The organism is Candidatus Laterigemmans baculatus (genome assembly GCF_010367455.1).
In the GTDB taxonomy this organism is placed as follows: domain Bacteria; phylum Planctomycetota; class Planctomycetia; order Pirellulales; family Pirellulaceae; genus Laterigemmans; species Laterigemmans baculatus.
This window is the reverse complement of the sequence record NZ_WRPR01000093.1, coordinates 1-21248: the sequence shown is the minus strand read 5'-3', so window position 1 is coordinate 21248 and position 21248 is coordinate 1. Positions and strand designations below refer to the sequence as shown.

The 21248-nt window shown below is 65.0% G+C and carries 13 protein-coding genes and 1 pseudogene; 6 read left to right on the top strand and 8 right to left on the bottom strand.

Features of this window, described 5'->3' with window-relative positions:
- Positions 1-76 precede the first annotated feature (76 nt).
- A complete protein-coding gene (locus tag GNK13_RS17275; RefSeq protein ID WP_164103805.1) occupies positions 77-1144 on the top strand; it encodes a M42 family metallopeptidase in 1068 nt (355 codons plus the stop codon).
- A 16-nt stretch (positions 1145-1160) separates the two neighbouring features.
- Here GNK13_RS17275 and GNK13_RS17270 read toward each other — a convergent pair whose 3' ends face one another.
- Positions 1161-2270, bottom strand: a complete 1110-nt coding sequence (locus GNK13_RS17270) for a 3-oxoacyl-ACP synthase III (RefSeq protein WP_203329117.1) — start codon at positions 2268-2270, stop codon at positions 1161-1163.
- A gap of 832 nt (positions 2271-3102) precedes the next feature.
- Between GNK13_RS17270 and GNK13_RS17265 the strand changes: the two genes are divergently transcribed.
- Positions 3103-3852, top strand: coding sequence for a gamma-glutamyl-gamma-aminobutyrate hydrolase family protein (locus GNK13_RS17265; protein ID WP_164103803.1), 750 nt, complete (start codon positions 3103-3105; stop codon positions 3850-3852).
- A 584-nt stretch (positions 3853-4436) separates the two neighbouring features.
- Here the strand turns inward: GNK13_RS17265 and hemW are convergent.
- The 3 genes from hemW to GNK13_RS17250 all read right to left on the bottom strand — a co-directional run bounded on the left by hemW (position 4437) and on the right by GNK13_RS17250 (position 7287).
- Complete coding sequence (hemW, locus tag GNK13_RS17260; RefSeq protein WP_235935307.1) at positions 4437-5579, bottom strand: radical SAM family heme chaperone HemW; 1143 nt, start codon at positions 5577-5579, stop codon at positions 4437-4439.
- Positions 5576-6415 carry an MBL fold metallo-hydrolase gene (locus GNK13_RS17255; RefSeq protein WP_164103801.1) on the bottom strand — a complete coding sequence of 280 codons (840 nt, stop codon included), beginning with the start codon at positions 6413-6415 and terminating at the stop codon, positions 5576-5578. Before GNK13_RS17255 ends, hemW begins: the two co-directional genes overlap by 4 nt.
- Before the next feature lie 62 nt (positions 6416-6477).
- On the bottom strand, positions 6478-7287 hold the full coding sequence (locus GNK13_RS17250; RefSeq protein ID WP_164103800.1) for a segregation and condensation protein A: 810 nt from the start codon (positions 7285-7287) through the stop codon (positions 6478-6480).
- 314 nt (positions 7288-7601) lie between these two features.
- On the opposite strand from GNK13_RS17250, the gene ilvN reads away from it, so the two are divergent.
- Entirely contained in the window at positions 7602-8129 is a 528-nt protein-coding gene (gene ilvN, locus GNK13_RS17245) for an acetolactate synthase small subunit (RefSeq protein ID WP_164103799.1), read from the top strand.
- Between the two features lie 240 nt (positions 8130-8369).
- Complete coding sequence (ilvC, locus tag GNK13_RS17240; RefSeq protein WP_164103798.1) at positions 8370-9377, top strand: ketol-acid reductoisomerase; 1008 nt, start codon at positions 8370-8372, stop codon at positions 9375-9377.
- A 238-nt stretch (positions 9378-9615) separates the two neighbouring features.
- Here ilvC and yacG read toward each other — a convergent pair whose 3' ends face one another.
- Together yacG and GNK13_RS17230 are read right to left on the bottom strand one after the other, a co-directional pair.
- Entirely contained in the window at positions 9616-9795 is a 180-nt protein-coding gene (yacG, locus tag GNK13_RS17235; protein WP_164103806.1) for a DNA gyrase inhibitor YacG, read from the bottom strand.
- Positions 9796-9832: 37 nt separating this feature from the next.
- On the bottom strand, positions 9833-11143 hold the full coding sequence (locus GNK13_RS17230) for a Gfo/Idh/MocA family protein (RefSeq protein ID WP_164103797.1): 1311 nt from the start codon (positions 11141-11143) through the stop codon (positions 9833-9835).
- Positions 11144-11252: 109 nt separating this feature from the next.
- Between GNK13_RS17230 and GNK13_RS17225 the strand changes: the two genes are divergently transcribed.
- Both GNK13_RS17225 and GNK13_RS21990 read left to right on the top strand, forming a co-directional pair.
- Positions 11253-12107, top strand: a complete 855-nt coding sequence (locus tag GNK13_RS17225; RefSeq protein ID WP_235935303.1) for a hypothetical protein — start codon at positions 11253-11255, stop codon at positions 12105-12107.
- Between the two features lie 137 nt (positions 12108-12244).
- A pseudogene (locus GNK13_RS21990) lies at positions 12245-12670 on the top strand (four helix bundle protein).
- Between the two features lie 107 nt (positions 12671-12777).
- Here GNK13_RS21990 and GNK13_RS17215 read toward each other — a convergent pair.
- Positions 12778-15630: a hybrid sensor histidine kinase/response regulator gene (locus GNK13_RS17215; protein ID WP_164103795.1), complete on the bottom strand. Its 2853-nt coding sequence runs from the start codon at positions 15628-15630 to the stop codon at positions 12778-12780.
- Between the two features lie 516 nt (positions 15631-16146).
- Positions 16147-20937 (bottom strand): neutral/alkaline non-lysosomal ceramidase N-terminal domain-containing protein, encoded by a 4791-nt coding sequence (locus tag GNK13_RS17210; protein WP_164103794.1) that lies wholly within the window; start codon positions 20935-20937, stop codon positions 16147-16149.
- Positions 20938-21248 lie beyond the last annotated feature (311 nt).

Sequence of the window (21248 nt, the reverse complement as noted above, 5' to 3'; positions counted from 1 at the left end):
CCCTCACCCCTCACCCCTCACCCCTCACCCCTCACCCTTCACCCTTCACCCTTCACCCTTCACCCTTCACCCCGCCATGCTTGATTCCGCCGAACAGTTTTTCCGTCGCGCGATCGAAACGCCCAGCCCGTCGGGTTACGAGGAACCGATCCAAGCGCTCGTCCGCGAATACCTGGGACCCTCGGCCGATGCGGTTCGCACCGATCTGCACGGGAACGTGATCGCGGTCAAGAACGAATCGGCACAGCCGCGGCTGATGTTCGCCGGGCACTGCGACCAGATCGGCATGCTCGTCACGCACATCGACGACAAGGGCTTTGTCTACGGGCAGACGATTGGGGGCTGGGATCCGCAGCAATTGATCGGCCAGGCGATGACGATCTGGACCGATTCCGGAGCGGTCCCGGCGGTGATCAGCCGCAAACCGATCCACTTGCTCAAACAGCAAGAGCGGCAGCAGGTCGTCGAGCTCGAACAGCTGTGGTTGGACGTGGGCGCCAAGGACCGGGACGAGGCGGCCGCTCGGATTCGAATTGGCGATCCCGTGACACTCCGGCTGAAGTACGAGCCATTGATGGGTCGTACGGTGAGCGGACCGGGAATGGACAACAAGACGGGGATGTGGGTCGTCAGCGAAGCGTTCCGGCGGGCGGCCGAAAAGAAGCTCGAATGCTCGCTGCACAGCGTCTCGACGGTGCAGGAAGAGATCGGTTTGCGGGGGGCCAAAACGGCGGCCGGATCGATCGATCCGCAGGTCGCGATCGCGGTCGATGTGACCCACGCCTCGGATTGCCCGACGATCGACAAGCAGCAGCAGGGGGACATTCGGATCGGTGGCGGCCCGGTGATCTACCGCGGCCCGAACATGAACCACGGCGTCGTCCGCCGACTGATCGAGCTGGCCGAAAAAGCCTCACTCCCCTACCAGATCGCCGCCTCGGGCCGCGCGCTTCCCAACGATGCGAACGTCCTGCAGCTGCACGGCGGAGGGGTCGCGACCGGGCTGGTCGCGGTCCCCAATCGCTACATGCACAGCGCTGTCGAAACGATCTCGCTCGACGACATCGATCACGCTGCCGAGCTGCTCGCCCTGTTCGCCGCCGCGCTCTCGCCCAAGGACGACTTCACGCCCCGAGTGGGGTAAGACTGTATGCTCGTACTCAGTACTTAGTACTCCGCTGGCCGGTGGGATCTTCCGCTGGGAGGTTGCCGGCGACCGGCGTTCGCCCCCACTCGCAGCCGATCATCACGCTGTTGATCCCCGAGCCGATTCCGAAAAGTCCGAGGTGGTCCCCTTCGCGGAGATGGCCGTAGCGGGCGGCGGCGGCCAGGGTCAGTGGCAGGGCGACCGAGCCGGTGTTGCCGAGCCAGGGGAACGTCACCACATCCCGCTCCGGGGCCAGCCCCATGGCTGCGAGCATCGTCGAGCGGTGTCGCGAGCCGACTTGATGGCAGATCGAGCGGTCGATCTGCTCCCGGGTGACGCCGGTCTCGGCGAGGAAGGATTCGAAATTCTCGACCCCTGTCGCCACGCCCTCGGCCATCAACCGTTCGGAGTCGGTATCCATCAGCGGTGCCATCGACGCCCCGGCCGAATCCTGGTCGCTGCGACAGAGATCATGAAACGCGGTGCGGGCGGTGGCGACCGCCGCTCCGAATCGCGTCTTGGCGCTCGAGAGGCGGCGATGGACGAGCAACCACGCGGAGCTCCCCGAGCCAATCGTCAGCGAGGCGAAGGCCGGTTTGACGCTCTGCCGCGTCAATGTCGAATCGCCACAGAGCGTTGCGATCGTCTGTTCGAGCAGCGGCCGGCTGTTCTCGGTACCGACGACCAATCCCGCCTCGATTGCGCCGGACTCGATCAGCGTGGCAATCTGCACCGCTCCGTTCATCAGCCCCAGGCAGGCGTTCGATAGGTCGTAGACCCAGCATGCCGGCGACAAGCCGAGCCGATGGTGCACCCGGGAGGCCGTCGCGGGCTCTAGAAAATCGCGGCAGACGCTGGCGTGAATCAAGCACCCGATGCGGTCCGGATCGATGCCCGCCGCCCCAATGGCTTCACCCCCGCTCGCCACGCTCGGGCCGCTCGGCACCGTCCCGGCCGGCCATACCCGCCGTTGGCCGATCCCGCTCATCAATTCCAGCCGGCCTTCCGGCAACTTCAGGCGATCGTACAGCGGTGCAAGCCGCTGTTCGATCTCGCTGCTGGTCCATACCTCTTCGGGCAGACAGACCCCGATCGATTCCAGACAAACGTTTTCAAACCGCAACGGACGAACCCTCAAAAATAATCGGACCTGCAGCGCGCAGGGGATGGCCCTCCCAACATACACCGTCGAACCCGGCGACAGGATATGGGCCGGCTCGCCCGAGACCGAGGGGGCTCCGGGGACCTGGAGGGGCACCCGAAAGTGACGCGCCTGTGAACCGATTCGGCTTGCCCGCCACCGACCCGCTGCCATAATGTGAACAAATGATAACTGCGGGAGGGACTTTTCCCGCGCAGGCGCATTAGGGAGTCTTATCGTCCCTTGGGGGATCGTCGGATGTCCGCACGGCGCGCTGCGGAAATTTTTTTTCCGCGGCTTTTGCGGGCTCCCCCGAGAGCCGGGAGGGGCGGTCGATGAACCCCCGAGGGTCGCGGAGCGTCTTTAACGTGGGAATGGCTCCCATTCCTCTTGCTGCCGCCGATTTGACGACCCAATCTCTGCCCCTTTCTAGGGGTCCGGCGCGGCGGCTGCGCCAATGCTAGCGTCTTTCGTTGTGCTAGCAACTCGCCGGTTGCGGAAATAGCGGCTCTTCGTTGCGGTTCGTGGAGGGGGCGTTAATGTTTCGCCCATCACAAGTCCGGCTCACGTCGAGCCGGGCAACCGAGACACGATCGGAGGGAGCAGACCGGTTTCACTCACCCCCTATGCGGGCCCCACACTTCGTCGCTGCGGCTTGACTTTCCATTTGACGGAACGAGTCGGAAATCGCCGAGCCGAGTGGGGTTTTGCCGGGTGGGCTTGTCCGCCAGTCGTCTCCTTCCCCAGACCCGTGTTCGCGCCGCCGCAGATGCGGCGGGCGAAACCCCAGCGATCATCCAAAAGGGATATTTGAATGACGTGCAAGCCATTGATCGGCCTGAATGCGGATTACCGGCCCGCCGCGGGGCAGACGCCCGCGTTCCTGTACCAAGCGGCAGGCTACTACCGTGCGGTCCAGGCGGCCGGCGGAATTCCCGTGATCGTTCCGCCCACCGATGATTTGGAATCGATCCAGACGGTGCTCGATTCGCTCGCCGGCTTCGTGCTGGTCGGCGGCGGCGACCTCGATCCGCGGAACGACGGATTCATGTTGCACCCGAGCATTCGCCCGATGGACCCGATTCGAGAGCGATTCGACCGGATGCTGATGGCCGAGATTTCCGAGCGGCGGATGCCGGTCTTCGGAATCGGAGCCGGAATGCAGCTATTGAATGTCAACGAAGGGGGCAACCTGTTCCTGGACCTCAAGGAAGATCTGCCGACCGCCGTTCCCCACCGCGATCCGCAAGATCCGAATCACCGCCACACCTTGCAGGTCCAGCGCGATTCGCTGGTCGGCCGGGTTTACGGAGAAGGCGAGATCCGCGTCCACAGCCGCCACCACATGGCGATCGACGAAGTTGCCCCCGGCTTCCGGGTCACGGCGATTTGTCCCGACGGTGTGATCGAAGCGATCGAGAGCGAAATGATGGATTGGTTCGCGATCGGCACGCAGTTCCACCCCGAGTCGGAAGCCGCTTCGGCGCTCGATGGACGGCTGTTTGAAGAATTCGTCGAAGGCGTGGCCGCTCGCAGCCACGGCGATTTGCGACTGGTCGCCTAGAGCGATCTCGGAAGGCATTGGCCGCACACGGAAGTGCGGCACGGAAAGTTTGGCTGCACACGGACGTGCGGCATGGAAGGCAAGGGCTGCACAGGGACGTGCGGCACGGATGGCATTGGCTGCACACGGAGGTGCGGCACGGAAGGGCGAATGGATTCGCCCGAAACGACGTTGGTCGACGCGTAAGGATTACGCCTTCGAGCCCAGGCTTAGGGGCTCGCGGGTCACCAGGGACGGTGTGTCGACCAGCCTATTGGCCCCCCGTGGGCCGACTGGCCTTCGAAGGATCGAGGGCCCAAAGCGGAAGACGGAGCGAGATTGCACTGGTCCGATGGAGCGGACACGGACAGCCAGGGAAGACGGAGCTTCCACCCCCCATAGCCGGACACGTTCCTTCCGCGGGACGTGTCCGGCTTTTTTTTTGTCGCCCCTTACCCGCGTCCTTTGAGCCGTAGGCGCTAGCCTCGGGCCCCATCCGGTCCAAGACGCGGGGCAATGTCAGGCCGCAGCGGCACTCAACCACCGATTCGATCCGTTCGATAGCGCGAGGGAACCCGCGGCTAGCGCCGTCGGCTCACCCGCGGCTACAGAAATTCTGCGACGATCGCGTCGCTGAGGACGAGGCCGCGGTCGGTGAGCCGGAGGCGGTTTCCTTCGCAGGTGAGAAAGCCGTCCCGGCAAAACCGGTCGATCGTTTTCGCAAACTGCTCGCCGACTGGAACGCCTGTCTCGGCGGCAATTCTTTCGAGATCCACGCCGTCGATCATCCGCAGCCCAAAGGCGATCCGCTCGCGAGCCCAGGTCTCGCGGTCGATTGCGTCGCACTCGGCGATCGCCCACTCGCCGGCGAGCAGCCGCCGAATGTACGTGGTGGGGCTGCGGTGGTTGACTTCTCGGCGGCCGCCGACGAACCGTGCGGCGCCGGGGCCGAAGGCATACCAGCCCCGCCCCTCCCAGTAGGCGAGGTTATGGCGGCACCGCCGCCCGGGCTTGGCGAAATTGCTGACTTCGTAGTGCTCGAAGCCTGCCGCGCGAGCCACGTCGATCGCCATCCGGTACATCGCCAGCTCTGTGTCTTCCTCGAGCCGGTCGAGCTGACCGCTCAGCAGCCGCGACCAGAAGGCGGTTCCCTTTTCGAACGTCAGTCCGTAGGTCGAGAGGTGGTCGATCGGCAGCGACGTGGCGGTGCGGAGGTCGGCGGCAAACTCAGCGACCGTTTCTCCGGGAGCGGCGAAAATCAAGTCGATCGACACGTTGCCGATCGCGGCCGCGGCGGCTTCGATCGCGGCGGTCGCGATCCGCGGCGAATGGTCCCGCTCAAGAACCCGCAGCTTCTCCGCTCGGAACGATTGGACGCCGAGGCTGATTCGATTGACACCGGCGGCGGCGAGCACCTCGAGCCGCGCGGCGTCGATGTCCGACGGATTCGCCTCGACCGAGAATTCACCGCCCGGGCGAAGCCGAAGCCAGCGGCCGACGAGTTGCAGCAGCGATTCGATCCAGGCGGGAGAAAGATGCGTGGGAGTCCCGCCGCCAATGAACAGGGTGTCGAGCTCGCGCGGTTCGCCGAGCCTCCGCAGTTCGCGCTCGAGGGCGTCGAGGTAGCTCTCGGCGTAGGCCTGATCGCGACCGGTCAGGACGCTGAAATTGCAGTAGCCGCAGCGGTGTCGACAGAAGGGAACGTGGACGTAGGCCGACTGCGGAGTCGGCCACGGTCGGTCGCTCACAGCCACAGCCGCAGTCGCCCGTCGAGCATGTCGGGTAGGGCTCGCTCGACCCAGCGGCGGATTTGCGGGTCGCTGTAGCGGGTGCTGAAGTGGGAGGCGATCACCAGTTCGTTCTCAAAGTGGTCGCGGCGGGCCACGAAATCGTCCAGGTGCATGTGGCCGTGCTTGTGAATTTTATCCTTGCGATGCTCGGGGGCGACAAAGGTCATTTCGGTGATCAGCACTTTCGCCTTGAACAGCTCGGGGTTCTGGTCGAGCCCGGGGGGCGAAGTATCACCGGTAAAGCCGAGGATCGGGACGCGGATCTCGTGGGTAATCTCCACTCCGTCGAGCTTCAGCTGGCGAATTTCCGGCCCCGAAAGCTCCAGGTACTGCGGCTTCAACTTGTGTCGCCGCTGGCTGATCAGATAGCCGACCGAGGGAATCGTGTGGCGGGTGGCGACGACTTTGACCACCAATTCTCGGCTCAGCTCGATTTCGTCCCCCGGCTCGACGCCGATGATCTCGCAGGGCATCGAGCCGCGATCGAGCTGGGCGAAGGTCTGCAGCAAGCGATGGCTGCCGGCGACCGCCGAGGCGGGCATGTAGATCGTCGGCGGATCCATCTTCATCATCCGTCGCCGCGAAACGTAGACCGGCAGAGCGGCCAGGTGGTCCAAATGGGCGTGGGAGATGAAGGAGCAGGGCGTCCCCATGAAATCCCACGGCTGGACACCCAAGTCGAAGTTGACTTTCAGTTCCGCGATCCGCCAGCACGTTTGGACCGCCGCTCGCGAAAAGCCTTCGATCGTGAGGTCGCCATGTTTGTGAGAGATGAGCGGGACATTGTGGAGCATGCGGACAGCGTGGCGAGCGGAAGGAAGTGAGGCGATCGGAGCGGGCGGCACCATCCCCGGGGTCAGCGGCCGGGAACCGGCAGGTTGCTAGCCGCCATGGCCGCCGCATCGTAGTTGTCGACTTCATGGACCTGCAATTGGGCGGAGAATCCGCTCGCTTTGGCGATGCGAATCTCGCCCGACCGCGGATCCTGTTCGGCTCTCACTCCGTGGTGCCGGGTCAACTCGAGCATGGCCAAAAAGATGCCGATCAACGCTGTTTTGTGCATCCCGGGGGTGAACAGGTCGTTGAATTCCACTTCCTCTTCGCTGCAGATGCGGGCGTGGATCCGCTGCATGTGGACGTGGATCGGCGTGTCGTCTTGGATCACCGCCGTGGGGGCCGGACCTTTGCTCTCCCGCATGATGCGGCCGAAGGCGCTGACCAAGTCCCACAATTCCAGGTCGGCAATCGGCTGGTCGCCGAGCTTGTTTTGCCGCGGCGGCAGATCGTCACTCATCCGCGGGTAGCGCTGCTGCCACCGCTCGCCCATCTCCTCGAGCACGCTCGCCGCGTCGCGCAGCCGCTTGTACTCGAGCAAGCGTTCGATCAGCTGTTCCTGCGGATCTTCGATCGCCGGCTCTTCTCCCTCCTCGACTTCGGGACGCGGGAGCACGGCTTGGCTCTTCAGTTCGACCAAGGTCGAAGCGAGGTCGAGGAAGTCGCCGGCGCCGTTGACGTCCAGCTCCTGCAGCACCTCGAGGTACTCGAAGAACTGCTCGACGATCTTCGCCAGCGAGAGGCTCGTCAGGTCGAGCTCGTGCCGCCGCACGAGGTACAGCAACAAGTCGAGCGGTCCGCGATAGGCGGGCAGATCCACGCGAAACGCCATTGCCGGCCTCTTTCCTCTCCCCGCAGCGACCCTCTCCCCGCAGCGACTCGTCCAACTCGATGGGCCCGGATCGCGGTCAAAGGCCCGGGTCGCAGTGTAAAGGATCGGCCGGCTGAGGACCAAGAGCCAACGCGAGCTTCACCCCGCCCCGCGAACGCGGCGCCAAGCCGAGCTTCGGTGGGCGGGCTTCAGCCGGTGGGCGAGTCTCAGCGGTGGGCGGGCCTTGTTGCATTGGGGGAGCGAAACTATGATTCGCAGTTTTCCGCCCCGGCCGGCTTGCCCGCGCCGGGATTGCTCGTTCCAGCGATGGACCCATGCGACACGTCTTGTCCGCCCTCGTGCAGAACGTCCCGGGAGTGCTCGCGCACGTCTCGGGGATGCTCGCCTCGCGAGGCTACAACATCGACTCTTTGGCGGTTGGTGAAACCGAAGATCCGCACCTCTCGCGAATGACCTTCGTCGTGGTCGGCGACGATCATGTCCTCGACCAGGTCCGCAAGCAGCTGGAAAAGATTATCACGATCGTCCGCGTCGAAGACGTCAGTTCGTACGACTACGTCGAGCGCGATTTGATGTTGATGCGGGTCAAAGCGCCTCCCGGGGGACAGCGGAGTGAGATCCGCGAGCTGGTCGACATCTTCCGGGGTCGGATCGTCGACGTCGGTCCCGATGAGATCATGATCGAGATCAGCGGTCGGGAGTCGAAGGTCCAGGCATTCATCGAACGCATGCGGCCGTATGGAATCTCGGCACTGGCCCGCACCGGTCGGATCGCGATGGTGCGGAGCGCCGAGGCGACGGCCGACGAATCCGAACCCAGCCCGGCCGAAGCCCGCGGCTGAGTCCCACCGCTGCGGAGCGGCCCCTAAAAAAAGTTTGCGGGGCGACCGCTGCCTGCGGGGTGATGGCTGCCTGCGGGGTGATGGCCCGAGCGTCGTCTTCCCCGGGGGCCGTCGCTCCATGGGCGGGCCGATGGTCCCCTCGAAGCTGCTCCATGGACACGGCAATCGCGGCGCTCCAATCGCGCGGCCGCTTGCTATACCGACCCACCCACCCTGAATTCCGCTTTGGAGAACCGCTCAATGGCCGCCACGATTTACTACGAAGACGATGCCGATCTGTCGCATCTGAAGGACAAGACCATCGCCATCATCGGCTATGGCTCGCAGGGACACGCTCAGGCCCAGAACCTTCGCGACAGTGGTTGCAAGGTGATCATCGGCCAGCGTCCCGGCGGTGCGAACTATGACCTGGCCAAGCAGCACGGCTTTGAGCCGATGTCGGCTGCCGAGGCGACCAAAGCCGCCGACGTGATCAACATCCTGCTCCCCGACGAAGTTCAGGGCGACGTCTTCAAGGCGGAGATCCGCGACAACCTGAAGCCGGGCAACATCCTGATGTGCTCGCACGGCTTCAATATCCACTTCGGGCAAGTCGAACCGCCGAAGGGCGTCGACGCGCTGCTGGTGGCTCCCAAAGGCCCGGGGCACTTGGTCCGCAGCGAGTACGTCAAAGGGGGCGGGGTTCCCTGCCTGATCGCCCTCGGCGACGGCGCCTCCGAAGCGACCAAGCAGGTCGGTCTGGCCTACGCCAAGGCGATCGGCGGAACTCGCGGTGGAGTGATCGAAACGTCGTTCGCCGAAGAGACCGAAACCGACTTGTTCGGCGAGCAGGTCGTGCTCTGTGGCGGCGTCAGCGAGCTGGTCAAAGCCGGTTTCGAGACGCTCGTCGAAGCGGGCTACCAGCCCGAGATGGCGTACTTCGAGTGCATGCACGAGCTGAAGCTGATCGTCGACCTGTTCTACGAAGGTGGACTCAGCTACATGCGGTACAGCATCTCGAACACCGCCGAGTACGGCGATTACACCCGTGGGCCGCGGTTGATCACCGACGAGACCCGGGCGGAGATGAAAAAGATCCTCAACGAAATCCAAACTGGCCAGTTCGCTCGCGACTGGATTTTGGAGAACCGCGCCGGAGCCGCTTCGTTCAAGGCGGTCCGCCGCCGCGAACGCAAGCTGCAGATCGAAGAGGTCGGCCGCAACCTCCGCCGCATGATGAGCTGGATCGACGAAAAAGAAGTCGACTGAGCCCAGGGGCCGGTAGGCACACAGCGGCGATTAGCACCCTCCCCCCGGGAGGGTCGGGCTCTTAGGCCCGGGGTGGGCCAGCTGAATCTCTTCGCGATGAGAGCTCTCTATCGCGCGTTGCCCTCCCCGCTCGTTCCTCGCGACCCTCCCGGGGGGAGGGTGACGTGCGAGCTGCAGGAACCGGACGCTAGCGCGTGGCGGCTGAATTCACGGCGCCCCAGCTGCGGCTGACGCCCCTTCAGTCCTCTTCTTCCTCGCGGTATTCCACCGGCGTTTCGCCCGGCTCGCCCTCGAACGGCAGTCCTTGATCTTCGTCGAGCCACCGCCCCAGGTCGATTAATTGGCACCGCTCGGAACAGAACGGTGGGGTGGGAGTTTCGTCGATCAAGAACCGCCGACCACAAGTCGGGCAGGTCATCCGAGCATTGGGTTGCGGAATCGGCACGGCAACAGGCTTAGGCCAGCGGCATGCGGTAGCGACCCGGGTGCGGAACTTCCGACGGCGGAGCGTACTCGTCGGCGAATTCGTACTTCGCCGGGCGGAGGTCCTGCGGGCTGTTGACGACCTGCTCCCAGCTGATCTCCTGTCCCGAGTAGCAGACTTCGCGACCGAGGATGCCCATCAGCGTGCTGTCGCACATGTAGCCGCCGTTGTTGATCCGCGGGCGCTTCCCTTGGATCGCTTCGTACAACTCCTTGTGCTCTTGGACGTACATCGAGATTTTGTCCCCCTTGAACTGCCACGGCTTGGGGCCGTCGATCGTGTGGGCGAGCAGTTTCGACGTCCCCTCGCTGCCGAAGATGAAGTCTTCGGTTTGATTCATGCAGCCGCGGTACTGCCGCGTGGTGGCGAAGGTTCGCGTGCCGTCGGCCCACTCGTAGCAGATCGAGAAGTGGTCGAAGATGTTGCCCTGGGTCAAGTCGTCGCGGAGTTCGCGGCCCCCCGTGCCGTAGGCTTTGGCGGGCGGCACGTCGCCGCGGATCCAGATCGCTTTGTCGAGGCTGTGGATGAACTGCTCGAGCACATGGTCGCCGCTGAGCCAGGTGTAGTAGTACCAGTTGCGGCACTGATACTCCATTTCCGACTCGCCGGGCTGTTTGGATTTAGTCCACACCGGCCCGGTCAGGTAGTCAGCCTGAGTGGTGACGATGTCACCGATTGCGCCGTTCATGACCTGCTCGACCGTAGCCCGCACGCCCGCGTCGTACCGCCAGCAGAGACCGCTGACGATGTTGAGGCCTTTCTTGTCGGCCAGCTCACAGGCAGCCCGCACGCGGCGGACGCCGACCGGATCGGTGGCGACCGGTTTTTCGCAGAACACATGGAGCCCCGCATTGATCGCCGCCTCGAGGTGGTCGGGGCGGTAATGCGGGGGCGAAGCGAGGATGATCGCGTCGAGCTTGTTCTCGGCGATCATCTTTTCACAGCAGTCGAAGCCGTCGTAGCAATTCTCGGCCGTCGCGTCGAACCGCTCGGAGTACTTCTTGTGTTTGCTGAAGCTGACCACGGTCTCGTGGAGGCGGTCGGCGAAGAGGTCGGCGAGGGCGACGATGTGCACGTCCGGATTGGCGTCGAGCGCGTTGGTCAGAGCTCCCTTGCCGCGGCCACCACAACCGACCACCCCGACGCGAATCTGTCCGTTTTCCGAGGCATGGGCGCGTCCCACGATCGATCCGGCCGCCAGGAGGCTCGACCCGGCGAGGGCTCCGGTCTTCAGAAAATTGCGGCGGGCTTCGCGGGAGGATTTATCGTCCTGAGGCTTCATTGGCTCTGTTCCAAACGGGTGTAACTGCAAACGTATTTTCGGGCGGATTGCGGCTGTTCGCGCCGACGCGGTATAGGCGTCCGCTGCAGACCGCTCCACAATGGTACCCATGATCGAACCGCGACACCAACAGTTAGGGCAATTTGCGCTAGCCCACAAGCCGGACCCGGCGGTCGTGCGCGCCAAGCAGAAGCAGATTTTCGATGCCACGCTGGCGCTCAGCCGCCGCATGGACGGCCCGAATTTTACTCGCATCGGCCCGGACGACCTGCAGCGGATGGCGATTCAGTACGACCAGTTGTTCTTCGACTCGCAACTGGTCGGCGGTGCTCGCCGCGAGGGGATTCGGTTCGGTTGGTCCAGCCGGATGACGCGGAACGCAGGCAAGACGGTGACCCACTACACGGGATCGCGTCACAGCCAAGGCGCCCTCGCCAAAGGCACCCGCGGCACCGCCGCGCGGAACGCCGCCGACGGCAGCCCCGAGGGCCGCGGCAAAGGAACCCGGAACTTCGAGATCATCCTCTCCTCGACCCTCCTCTTCCAAACCTTCGCCGACGTCAAACGCCCGGTCGAAGTCACGGGGATCGTCTGCCGCAACCGCTTGGAAGCGATGCAGCGGATCGTCGAACACGAGCTCGTGCACTTGCTCGAAATGCTCGTCTGGGATGACAGCTCCTGTTCCCAACGCCGATTTCACGGCATCGCCCAGCGGTTCTTCGGACACCGCGAGCACCGCCACGATCTGATCACGCAGGCCGAACGGGCCGCCACCAAGTTCCAACTGAAACCGGGCAGCCGCGTGCGGTTCCGCTTCGAAGGGCAAGTCCTGACCGGGCACATCAACCGGATCACCCGCCGAGCCACCGTGCTGGTCGCCGACCCCCACGGGGAACGGTTCAGCGACGGGCACCGCTACCGACGATACTACGTCCCGCTCGAGCAATTGGTTCCGGTGAAGTAACGCAGAGACTGCGGCTGCTCAGTAATTCGTACTCGTACTCAGCGAAGCGGTACTCGTACTCAGCGAAGCGGTACTCGACCTCCGGCTACAGTTTCCGCGAACCAGCTACCTTCTCATTCGCGGGTGCAACGTCTTGAATGAGTCTCACGCTTGAGGGCCTATCGATGCCCCCTCCCGTCTTCGATCACGAGCGACTGGACGTTTACCGTCTCTCAATCGACTCTGTCGCGTCCTCGTATCGGATTGCTAGGTCGCTCGCGGGAATTGATCGGCCAGTTCGCGACCAATGGATGCGTGCCGCGCAGTCAATCTCGTTGAATTTCGCTGAAGGGAATGGCAAGCAGAGCTGAAAGGACAAGAATCGGTTTTTCGAGATTGCCCGAGGATCGGCATTAGAATGCGCTGCCATTCATGATGTATTGACGGTTTGCGATGCCGTCACCGCGGAGTCAAATATTCGCGGCAAGTCGGATCTGAAACGAATCGTAGCGATGCTCACTCGCCTGATCCAACGACGGGAAGGCGTTCAGGAGGATTCGGTTGCGTACGATTGCAAGTACTGATTCCATCGGCCGCAATGAGCAGCATCAAACGGACGTCGAGTACCGCTGAGTACGAGTACCGCTGCGCTGAGTACGAGTACCGCTGCGCTGAACACGGAGTTAATTGTCTAACCACTCCGGGCGAGGATGCCGCGGAGGTCTTCGCTGCCGGGCGGCTTGATCAGGTGCTCGTCGAAGCCGGCGGCTTTCGAGCGGCGGCGGTCCTCGACCGAACCGTAGCCGGTCAGGGCGACGATCCGGGTGGTTTGGAATTCGGGCCAGCTGCGGAGCTGGCGGGCCACTTCGTAGCCGTCGAGGATCGGCAAACCGATATCGAGCAAAATCAAAGCGGGACGGTGCTCGCGCGCCTGCTGGATCGCGGCTCGCCCGTCATGGGCGGTGAAGATCTCGTGGTCGCCGAGCTTGCTCAGCAACAGGCTCAGCAGCGTGACGGCCGGGACGTTGTCGTCGACGATCAGAATCTTCAGCCCGGCCGCTTCCCCGCGCGTCTCGGGCCGCTCGGTGCGCGGCTTCTCGAGCGGTTCGATCGTGGGCAGCCAAACGCCGAATTCACTCCCCTGGTTGGCCCCATCGCTGTGCACCGCAACGCTCCCACCGTGCCCCTCGGCCAAGCTCTTGACGACCGTCAGCCCGATCCCGAGACCGCCTTGGGAGCGATCGAGCGAGCGGTGGGCCTGCGTGAACAGATCGAATACCTGCTGCATCGTCTCCGCATCGATCCCGATCCCCTCGTCGCGAATGCGAATCAGTACCCCCGCTTGCTGCGAGCTACCCGTTTCCTGCGAGCTACCCGCTTGCTGCGAGCTACCCGTTTCCTGCGAGTTGGCTGATGCTTGGGAGCTGGCCGGATTGTGGAGGCTCTTCGCCTGCAATTCGGCTGAGAGCCAGATTCGCCCGCCGGTCTCGGAGTATTTCGAGGCGTTGTTGAGCAGGTTGGTCACGATCTGGGTCAGCCGCACCGGGTCTCCGCTGAGCCAAACGGGTTCGGCAGGCAGGGAGATCGAGAGCGGTTGCCTGTGGGTTTCGAGCATCGGCCGCATCGTGTCGGCCGCACGGTCGACGATGCTCGAAAGTTCGACCGGCTCTTTCCGCAGTTCGACCTTACCACGCATCACTCGCGAAACATCCATGAGGTCGTCGACCAGACGAATCAGATGCTCGACCTGTTGCTGCATGATCGCGACGATCTCGCCTTCGGTGTCGAGCATGCTGAGCAGATCGGTGCCGCTGCGGATCGAGGCGAGCGGATTGCGAAGCTCGTGGGCGAGCATCGCCAGAAACTCATCCTTGCGGCGTCCTTCGGTCTGCAGCTTGGCGTACAGCCGCGCGTTTTCGGTGGCGATCGCCGCCCGGCGTGCGAGGTCTTCGGCGAGGGAGAGGTCGGCGGTCGTGTAGCGGCGACCTGATTCGGCCGCGATGAACATCATCACCCCGATCGTCTCGCCGCGGATCACCAGCGGCATGCACATGTACGACTTCAGTCCCAACTGGCGAAGCGCGGCCAGGTGCTCTTCGTCGTACGCCGCCGCGGCGAGCAGCTCGTCGGTGACCTCTTCGCCGAGGATCGGTCGGCCCGTTCGGAACACCTCGGAAATGCCCCCGGGGGCACTCGGGTCGCTCGGCCACCGCGCAGCGTACTCCTGGGCCAGTTCGACTTTGCTCGGGTCGACATGGGCGACGGCCAGCTGCCGCAGTTTGTCCCCCTGCTCGGGCAGATAGATCGCGCACCAATCGGCGAAGTGCGGCACGGCCAGCCCGGCGACTCGCTGCAGCGTGCTCTCGTAGTCGACCAAGGTCGCCAGCGAGCGGCTCGCTTCGGCCAAGAACCGCAGGTCGTGCTCGATCGTCTTCCGCGCCGTGACCTCCATGCACACGCCGATCATCCGCGCCGGTTGTCCCGCTTCGTCGTGGAACAGTTTCCCCCGCGACTCGATCCAGTGGACGCTGCGATCGGGCCAGACCAAGCGGTATTCGATGTGGTAAGGCTTACCAGTCGTGACCGCTTCGCTGATCGCTGCCAGGACCCGCTCCCGATCCTCCGGATGCATGTCCTGCTGGTAAGCCTCGAACGTTCCGGGAAACGTCCCTGGAGCGAGTCCGTGGATCGCTTCGAGTTGCGGCGACCAATTGACCTCGTTGGTGCGGATGTCCCAGTGCCAGCTCCCCATCCGGCCGGCGTCCAGAGCGAGGCTGAGCCGCGCCTCCTGCTCCCGCAGTGCGAGCTCCGCCTCTTTGCGATGCGTCACGTCCAGCATCACGCCCTCCCAGAGCAGATCGCCGCTGGCAATCTGGTGGGGTGCCGATTGGTAGTGGATCCAGCGTCGCTGGCCGGTATCGCGGCGCTCGTAGGCGAACTCTCCGTCGGCCGGTTCGCCCGACGGTTGCCGCCGCGCCTGCTGCCTCGCTTCCTCCGGGATGCACTGGGAGAGGATCTCCGCATCGCGCATCACCTCCTCGCTGCGGATGCCGAAGATCGCTTGCACGCCGGCGCTGACGTAGGTGAAGCGGACTCGGTCGCTGCCCGCTTCCTGCAGCGCCTGGTAGACCGCTCCGTGCGGCAAGCGGTCGAGCAGCGTCTGCAGCCGTCCTTCGCTCTCGCGGCGGGCCTCCTCGGCCAACTTCCAGTCGGTCCGGTCGCGGAGAATTTTGGCGAACCGCTGCGGAGCTCCCGCCCCTTCGTGGAGCGGCGTGAGCTGACCACTGACCCAGATCTGCGAGCCGTCTTTGCGGAGGTGCCAGCGATCGTCTTCCCCGCGTCCGGTCTCGATCGCCGCGGTGACTTCGCGTTGCGGCGCGTTCCGTTGGCGGTCCTCCGGCGTGAACAGGATGTCGGCCGAGCGTCCGAGTATCTCCTCGGCCTCGTAGCCCAGCAATTGACTGGCACCCCGCGTCCAAGTCCGCACCCGTCGTTCGGCGTCGATCACGAAGATCGCGTAATCCGCAACATTCTCGGCCAGCAATCGCAGCAGTTCGCCCGGGGCAGCCTCCCGCGGAGGCCCATTTTCCCCTTGAGGCCCATTTTCCCCGTGAGGCCCATTTTCCCCGTGAGGCCCATTTTCCCCGTGAAGCTCGTCCTCTGCTCGCTCTTGGTGCATGCTCGACTCCGAGTCTTGGGTCCAATGCTGGCCGCCAATGGTTTTTCGTCCCGAGAAGATAGCGGGGAAAGCCGTTTCCGGGGACCGCCGTTAGACCCGGCCCAGAGCGAATATCGCCTCGGGCCTCTGTCCCTTGAGCCGTAGGCGCTAGCCTCGGGCCTCTATCCCTTGAGCCGTAGGCGCTAGCCTCGGGCCCCGCGACCCGCCGGATTTCCGCTGCTGAACCCGCGGCTAGCGCCGTCGCTTTCGGCCGCACGCACCGTGGACCGAGGAGCAACGACGAGGGCTGCGGCGAGCCCGAGAATCACGAGGCTGATTTTCATGGATCTAGAAAGGGACGATGGAGATCGGGGAAGGAGATGAAGTCAGAGGTGGCGCGTTTCAGTCGTTCGCTGCCGCGCGAACCACCTCGATCTCTGAGAGGAACACCCACCCGGAGGAGCCGAAGACGTGCAGCCGCAACGGACCGGCGAGCGGTGCGGAGAATTCGAGCCGCGTACTCCGTGGATCGATCTGATACTGGCCCAACTCGTCGTCATGGTCGTCGAACGAGTCGAAGACCTGCTCTGCTGGGATCGAGGCCGACGAATTCGCCGCGTGGACGACCACCCGCCGCGGGGCGTGGATCCCGCCCGGCGTGTGGTTCACGCCGTAGTGCAGGACGATCGCCTCGGTGCGGTTCTCCGCGGGAATTTGCAGCTCGATCGTGACCGGATCTCCGCTGGCCGCGAACCCGACCCAGCTGGGCAGGTCAAAGCGGGCTTCGCCCCCCTGCCTGTCGGTCAACCGCCCTCCCGCATCGGGATAGCTGGCGTGGGGAGTGACCGAGCCGGAGTAGGTGTAAGGGACGGCGGTCGGTGGCGCGGCTTGCAGGTAAGCGATCAGGTCGGCCATCGCCTCGGGTGGCAGCACCCGCTCGAGTCCCTCGGGCATCAGCGACGTGCCGTGGTTGATCAGCTCGGCAATCTCACCGCGGCGGACCGTCGTCGTCTCGGCTTGCTGTCCTTTGAGCGTGATGCTGGTGTCTTGCTCGGCCGACAAAATTCCGCTGACCATCCGCCCGTCGTCGGTCACGGCAACATAAGTCGCGTACCGCCCATCGACCGCGCGGTTCGGGTCGAGGATCTCGGTCAGCAGGAATTCGGTCGATCGATCGCTGAGCGCCGCCAGGTCGGGACCGACTTCGCGGCCGACGCCGTTGAGGCGGTGGCAGGCCGAGCAGTGTTCCTCGAACAATTTCGCTCCGCGGCTGAGATCGCCCCCGGTCGGGTCGATCTTTTGGTACTGAAGCAGGATCTCTTTGCGGCTTTCCTTGGTCGCCATCGAAGCATGGGCGGCGGCGCGCTCGCGGATCGCTTGGTCGGGATGCTCGCTCAGCGCCCGCCGCTGGGCCGCATCGAGCTGGGCCCCGCGGATCGTTCCCGCTTCGAGTGCAGCGACGAGTCGTCCGGCGGCCGAGCGCCGCGCAATCAGCCCGTTGAAAGCTCGTCCACGCATCGCCGGAGTCAGCTCGCCCCACTGCGCGAGCAACGCATCGTGAGCGGCGGTCGAGTCGGCCGCGGCCAGGGCATCGATCGCGCTCTGCTGCCGGTCCGGGGACTGCCAGGGCGCGAGGAGTTCCGCAATCGCTTCCAGGTCTTCCTCCTCGGCCGACCAGCGGAGCATCGCCGCGGCGAACGCCAGCGTCGCTCGCAAACTCGCTGCCGAAAGCTCGTCGTCGGCGAGCCGCTCACGCGATGCTTGACGCAGCTCCTCAAGCGAGGCGAGCGTCTGGGGCGACTCCTTCAAATCTTCGGGAGTCAGCCGCTGGACGAGTGGCGGAAGCAAAGCCAAACGCCGGTCGAGCACCGCCGGGTCGTCGGACTGTCCCTGCGCCTTGGACCCTTCCTGCTCGAGCACCTCCGCGAGCACGCGGCCGATCAACGCTTTGTCGCCACTGACCGCGACCATCGAAATCAATTCGTCGACTGCTGGCTGAAGATTCGCCGCCGCCGGCTGGTCGAGGACCACGGCAGCGAAGTCTCCGAGATCGTCGACCCGCAGTCCACTGAAGATCGCCGCGCGGAGATCGAGACGGTGCGCGTCGCGGCGGAGCAATCGCAGTAGTCCTTCCAGTCGCTCGGCTTTGGGCCACTCGCCGACGGTATAGGCCAACTGCAAGCGGACCAGCGGATCCCGCTCCTGGTCGATCAGCTGGTCGAGCCGCAGGGCGAGAGCCGGCGCGTTTGGGGGGCTGCCGGTGGGTGGCTGCTCGGCAAACTGTTCGGTCAGCCGAATTGCGTGGGCGCGAACTGCCGGTTCGTCGTCGCCGAGCCCGCGGAAGAGGTCTTCGGCAGTGAGGGATTCGAGAGCGGCTAAGACGCAGAGCGCCTGCAGCCGCACCTGCGGGTGTTCGCTGGAGCTGGCGAGCTGGCGGATCGACGCGACAATCGACGGCTCGAGGCGCTCGCGCTCCGAGTGCCACAGCAGTTCGGCGTGGGCCATGTCGCGAAGCGTTCCGTTGCGGCTGGCCAAATGCCGCGCCCACTCCGCGGCGGTCGGCGGCTCGCCCGCGGTCGGCGGCCAGGTTGGCGAGGGGGCGTCCGGCGAGGCGGCGTCGGGCGAAGACTCTTCCGGCTCCCGGGGGACGATGCGGTAGATCCGTCCCTGCCGGTCGCCGCTGCGGATGTCGAGCCCGCGGCGGACTTCGTCGGAGATAAACCGTGGGTGCTCGATCACGTAGCGGTACATGTCGACGACCCATAGCGCCCCATCGGGACCGGTCCGGACTTGGACGGGGCGAAACCAGTTGTCGGTCGAAGTCAGGAATTCGCTGGCCTGTTCCTCCGCCGCGCGGTGGCCTTCGAACGTCACCCCGCGGCGCTCGAGGACGAGCCGATGGACGAGCTGATTGACCGGCTCGCAGACGAACGCGTTTCCGTCGAAGTCGCTGCCCAGCCGCACGTCGCGATAGATTCCCAACCCGCACACCGACGTCGGTCGCCCGGTCGGTCCGCTCTTGCTGAACTGCACCAGCTCGCCGCGGGGGAAAAGCTGCCGCGAGTCATCGCCGCGGGGGACGTATCGCTCGGGCGGCGGAGGGACGAGCAGCGGGTTGCGGCGCAAGTAGTGGGCCGTCTGGGGATAGTGCGAGAGCACGACTGAGTTGGTGCAGCCGAACCAGTTCCCCCAGTCGTCGCGGACGCGGCCTTGCTGGGTACGCCCCGTCACCGGTTCGACGATGCCCTCGTCGGGAAGCATTCGCAGGTCGCGGTTGGTGGCGTCGACGACTTCACCGCCAGGCGTTTTGAGCTCGCCCCCAAACAGTCCGCCGGCCGCATGGACCCAGTTGTCCAGACCGAGCGAGAGGCTGTTGACGCGGGCCTGGTAGTTGTGGGTGGCAAACCCACCGAGCACGTCGGTCCGGCGATCCGCGCGGCCGTCGCCATCGGTGTCTTCGGCAAAGAACACGTCCGGGGCGGCGGCGACGAGCAAGCCGTTCCGCCAGACCATCAAGCCAGTCGGAAAGGGAATGCCTTCGAGAAAGGTTTCTGCGTGGTCGTAGCGCCCATCGCCGTCGGTATCTTCGAGCACGCGAATCCGCCCGCCCGGTTGGTACTGGCCGTCGAGCCCCTCGGGGTAATCCCGCATCTCGGCGACCCACAGCCGTCCGTCCCCCCCAAAGTCGATCGCCACGGGGTCGATCACCAGCGGTTCGGCGACGACCAGTTCGACTCGCAGGTCGTCGTGCGTCTGCATCCGAGCCATCGAGTCGGCCGGCGAGAGGGGCCGCTTGCCGCCGGTTTTCGCCGGATCGTGCGGAGCTCGATAGGAATCGGGAAGCTGGCGGTCGACCGCTGCGAGGATCTTGGCTTCGAGTCCCGGGGCGAGCGGAGCTGGCAGATCGTACCACAGCATCGAAGACCGTCCTTCGTAGCCTCCGACCTCGAGCACGCGCTCCGAAGGGATATAGCAGCGGACATCGTTGGCGTAGGCGTTGACCCACAGGTTCTCGCCATGTTTCGCCTTCAGCGCCAGCGAGTATTCGGCGACCGCCTCGCCGCCAAGAAACGTCATCGCCAAGCTGTCGCCGAACGTCCACGTTTGGATGGGGTAGCGGATCGAGGTGGGAAGCGTCTCCCCGGCGTCGAGTCGGCGGAGGTTTTTGGTCGCGTGCAGCGCCTCGATCCCGCTGCCCGCGGCTCGCCGCTCCCACTCTTGGCGGTCCGGCAGCGTTTGCAGTGGGAGCTCGATCTCTTCGAAGTCGACTCGCAGTTGAGCGGCGACCGGCTTGAGTGGCTGGTCGATGCGGCGCTCGACGGCATCCGCCAGCGCTTGACCATGGAGCCGCGGGACCGCCTGCTCAGTGGCCCCGGCGGGATTGGGATTCTGGTCCGCTCCGCAGCCGATCACGACCAGCGCGGTGGCCCCCGGGAAATCGGCTTCGATCGCCTCGACTGCCGAGCCGGCCCAGTCCCCGGAGATGAACGGGACCGGTCCGAGCGTCACGCAGTGGCAGGCGTAACTGCAGACGACCGCCAGCGGCTGGTCCTGAGCGTCGCGAGCCAACAGGATCGGCACTTCGTGGTCGACCGGGCCGTTGGCGCTGCGACGGTTGATCGCGAACTGGGCGCTGCTGGTGCCCCAGCCGAGTCGGGCGGGGACGCGGTCGCGAAACGCGGCGTCGACCGCGGCGATCGTCTTTTCCACAACCGAGTCGGTATAGCGGTCGATCGTCTGTTGCTCTTCGGCCGTCAGCTCGCGGCCGGCAATATTCTCCAGCAAGTCGTCGACCATCGGAGCACTGTGCGTGTGCGTGGCGCAGATGGCCAGATGCGAGCGGGCCACCGAGTGCCGCTCCTCGACCGCTGCGGCAATCCGCTCACTCAACGAGCGGGGGACGCCGCACAGTTCCAGCGAAACCAGCACGACCGGCTCTGATCCCGCTGATTCACTGGTTGCTGGCTCGATCACCAAGGCGCGGGCCGAGATCGGTTGCTCGACGCGGTCGGTTAGGGCTCCCTGGCGGGCGGCGTAACCGCTGAGCATGACCGGATAGTCGGGCGTGATGTCCTGTTTCGCCACGCCGACGCGAAACGGTAGCGCGTCGCTCGCGGCAGCGGTAATCGCCCAACCGCTGGAAGAGCCGAGCCAGAGTGCGGTCAGAACGAGCAGCAAGCGGGGGAGCATCATGGGGCGCACCACAGAGGATGGCGAATGTCGGTGGAGGGCGAGAATCGACCTCCTACGATAACACGGCCGCGATCCCTCGGGAGAGCGTTGCAGCGGTTCAGCGAAAGTCACACTTCCACCGGGACTCTCCAAGTCACCCTCCCACCGGGAGGGTCGGGCTCTTAGGCCCGGGGAGGGCCACCCGTTCCCTCCGCAGAAGCCCTTCCCGCTCGTTCCTCGCGACCCTCCCGGGGAGGTCGTGCAGTTTTCCGGTCCCCTCTCCCCCGCGGCTTGGCTGCGAACGAAAGTTCCGCAGCCGAGCCGCGGGGGAG

What these genes read in the sequence shown, in the direction of transcription:
- yacG (WP_164103806.1), bottom strand. Translation starts at nt 9,795, where the DNA reads ATGACCTGCCCGACTTGTGGTCGGCGGTTCTTGATCGACGAAACTCCC.
- GNK13_RS17255 (WP_164103801.1), bottom strand. Translation starts at nt 6,415, where the DNA reads ATGCTCCACAATGTCCCGCTCATCTCTCACAAACATGGCGACCTCACG.
- ilvC (WP_164103798.1), top strand. Translation starts at nt 8,370, where the DNA reads ATGGCCGCCACGATTTACTACGAAGACGATGCCGATCTGTCGCATCTG.
- ilvN (WP_164103799.1), top strand. Translation starts at nt 7,602, where the DNA reads ATGCGACACGTCTTGTCCGCCCTCGTGCAGAACGTCCCGGGAGTGCTC.
- GNK13_RS17275 (WP_164103805.1), top strand. Translation starts at nt 77, where the DNA reads ATGCTTGATTCCGCCGAACAGTTTTTCCGTCGCGCGATCGAAACGCCC.
- GNK13_RS17250 (WP_164103800.1), bottom strand. Translation starts at nt 7,287, where the DNA reads ATGGCGTTTCGCGTGGATCTGCCCGCCTATCGCGGACCGCTCGACTTG.
- GNK13_RS17230 (WP_164103797.1), bottom strand. Translation starts at nt 11,143, where the DNA reads ATGAAGCCTCAGGACGATAAATCCTCCCGCGAAGCCCGCCGCAATTTT.
- GNK13_RS17265 (WP_164103803.1), top strand. Translation starts at nt 3,103, where the DNA reads ATGACGTGCAAGCCATTGATCGGCCTGAATGCGGATTACCGGCCCGCC.
- GNK13_RS17225 (WP_235935303.1), top strand. Translation starts at nt 11,253, where the DNA reads ATGATCGAACCGCGACACCAACAGTTAGGGCAATTTGCGCTAGCCCAC.
- GNK13_RS17210 (WP_164103794.1), bottom strand. Translation starts at nt 20,937, where the DNA reads ATGATGCTCCCCCGCTTGCTGCTCGTTCTGACCGCACTCTGGCTCGGC.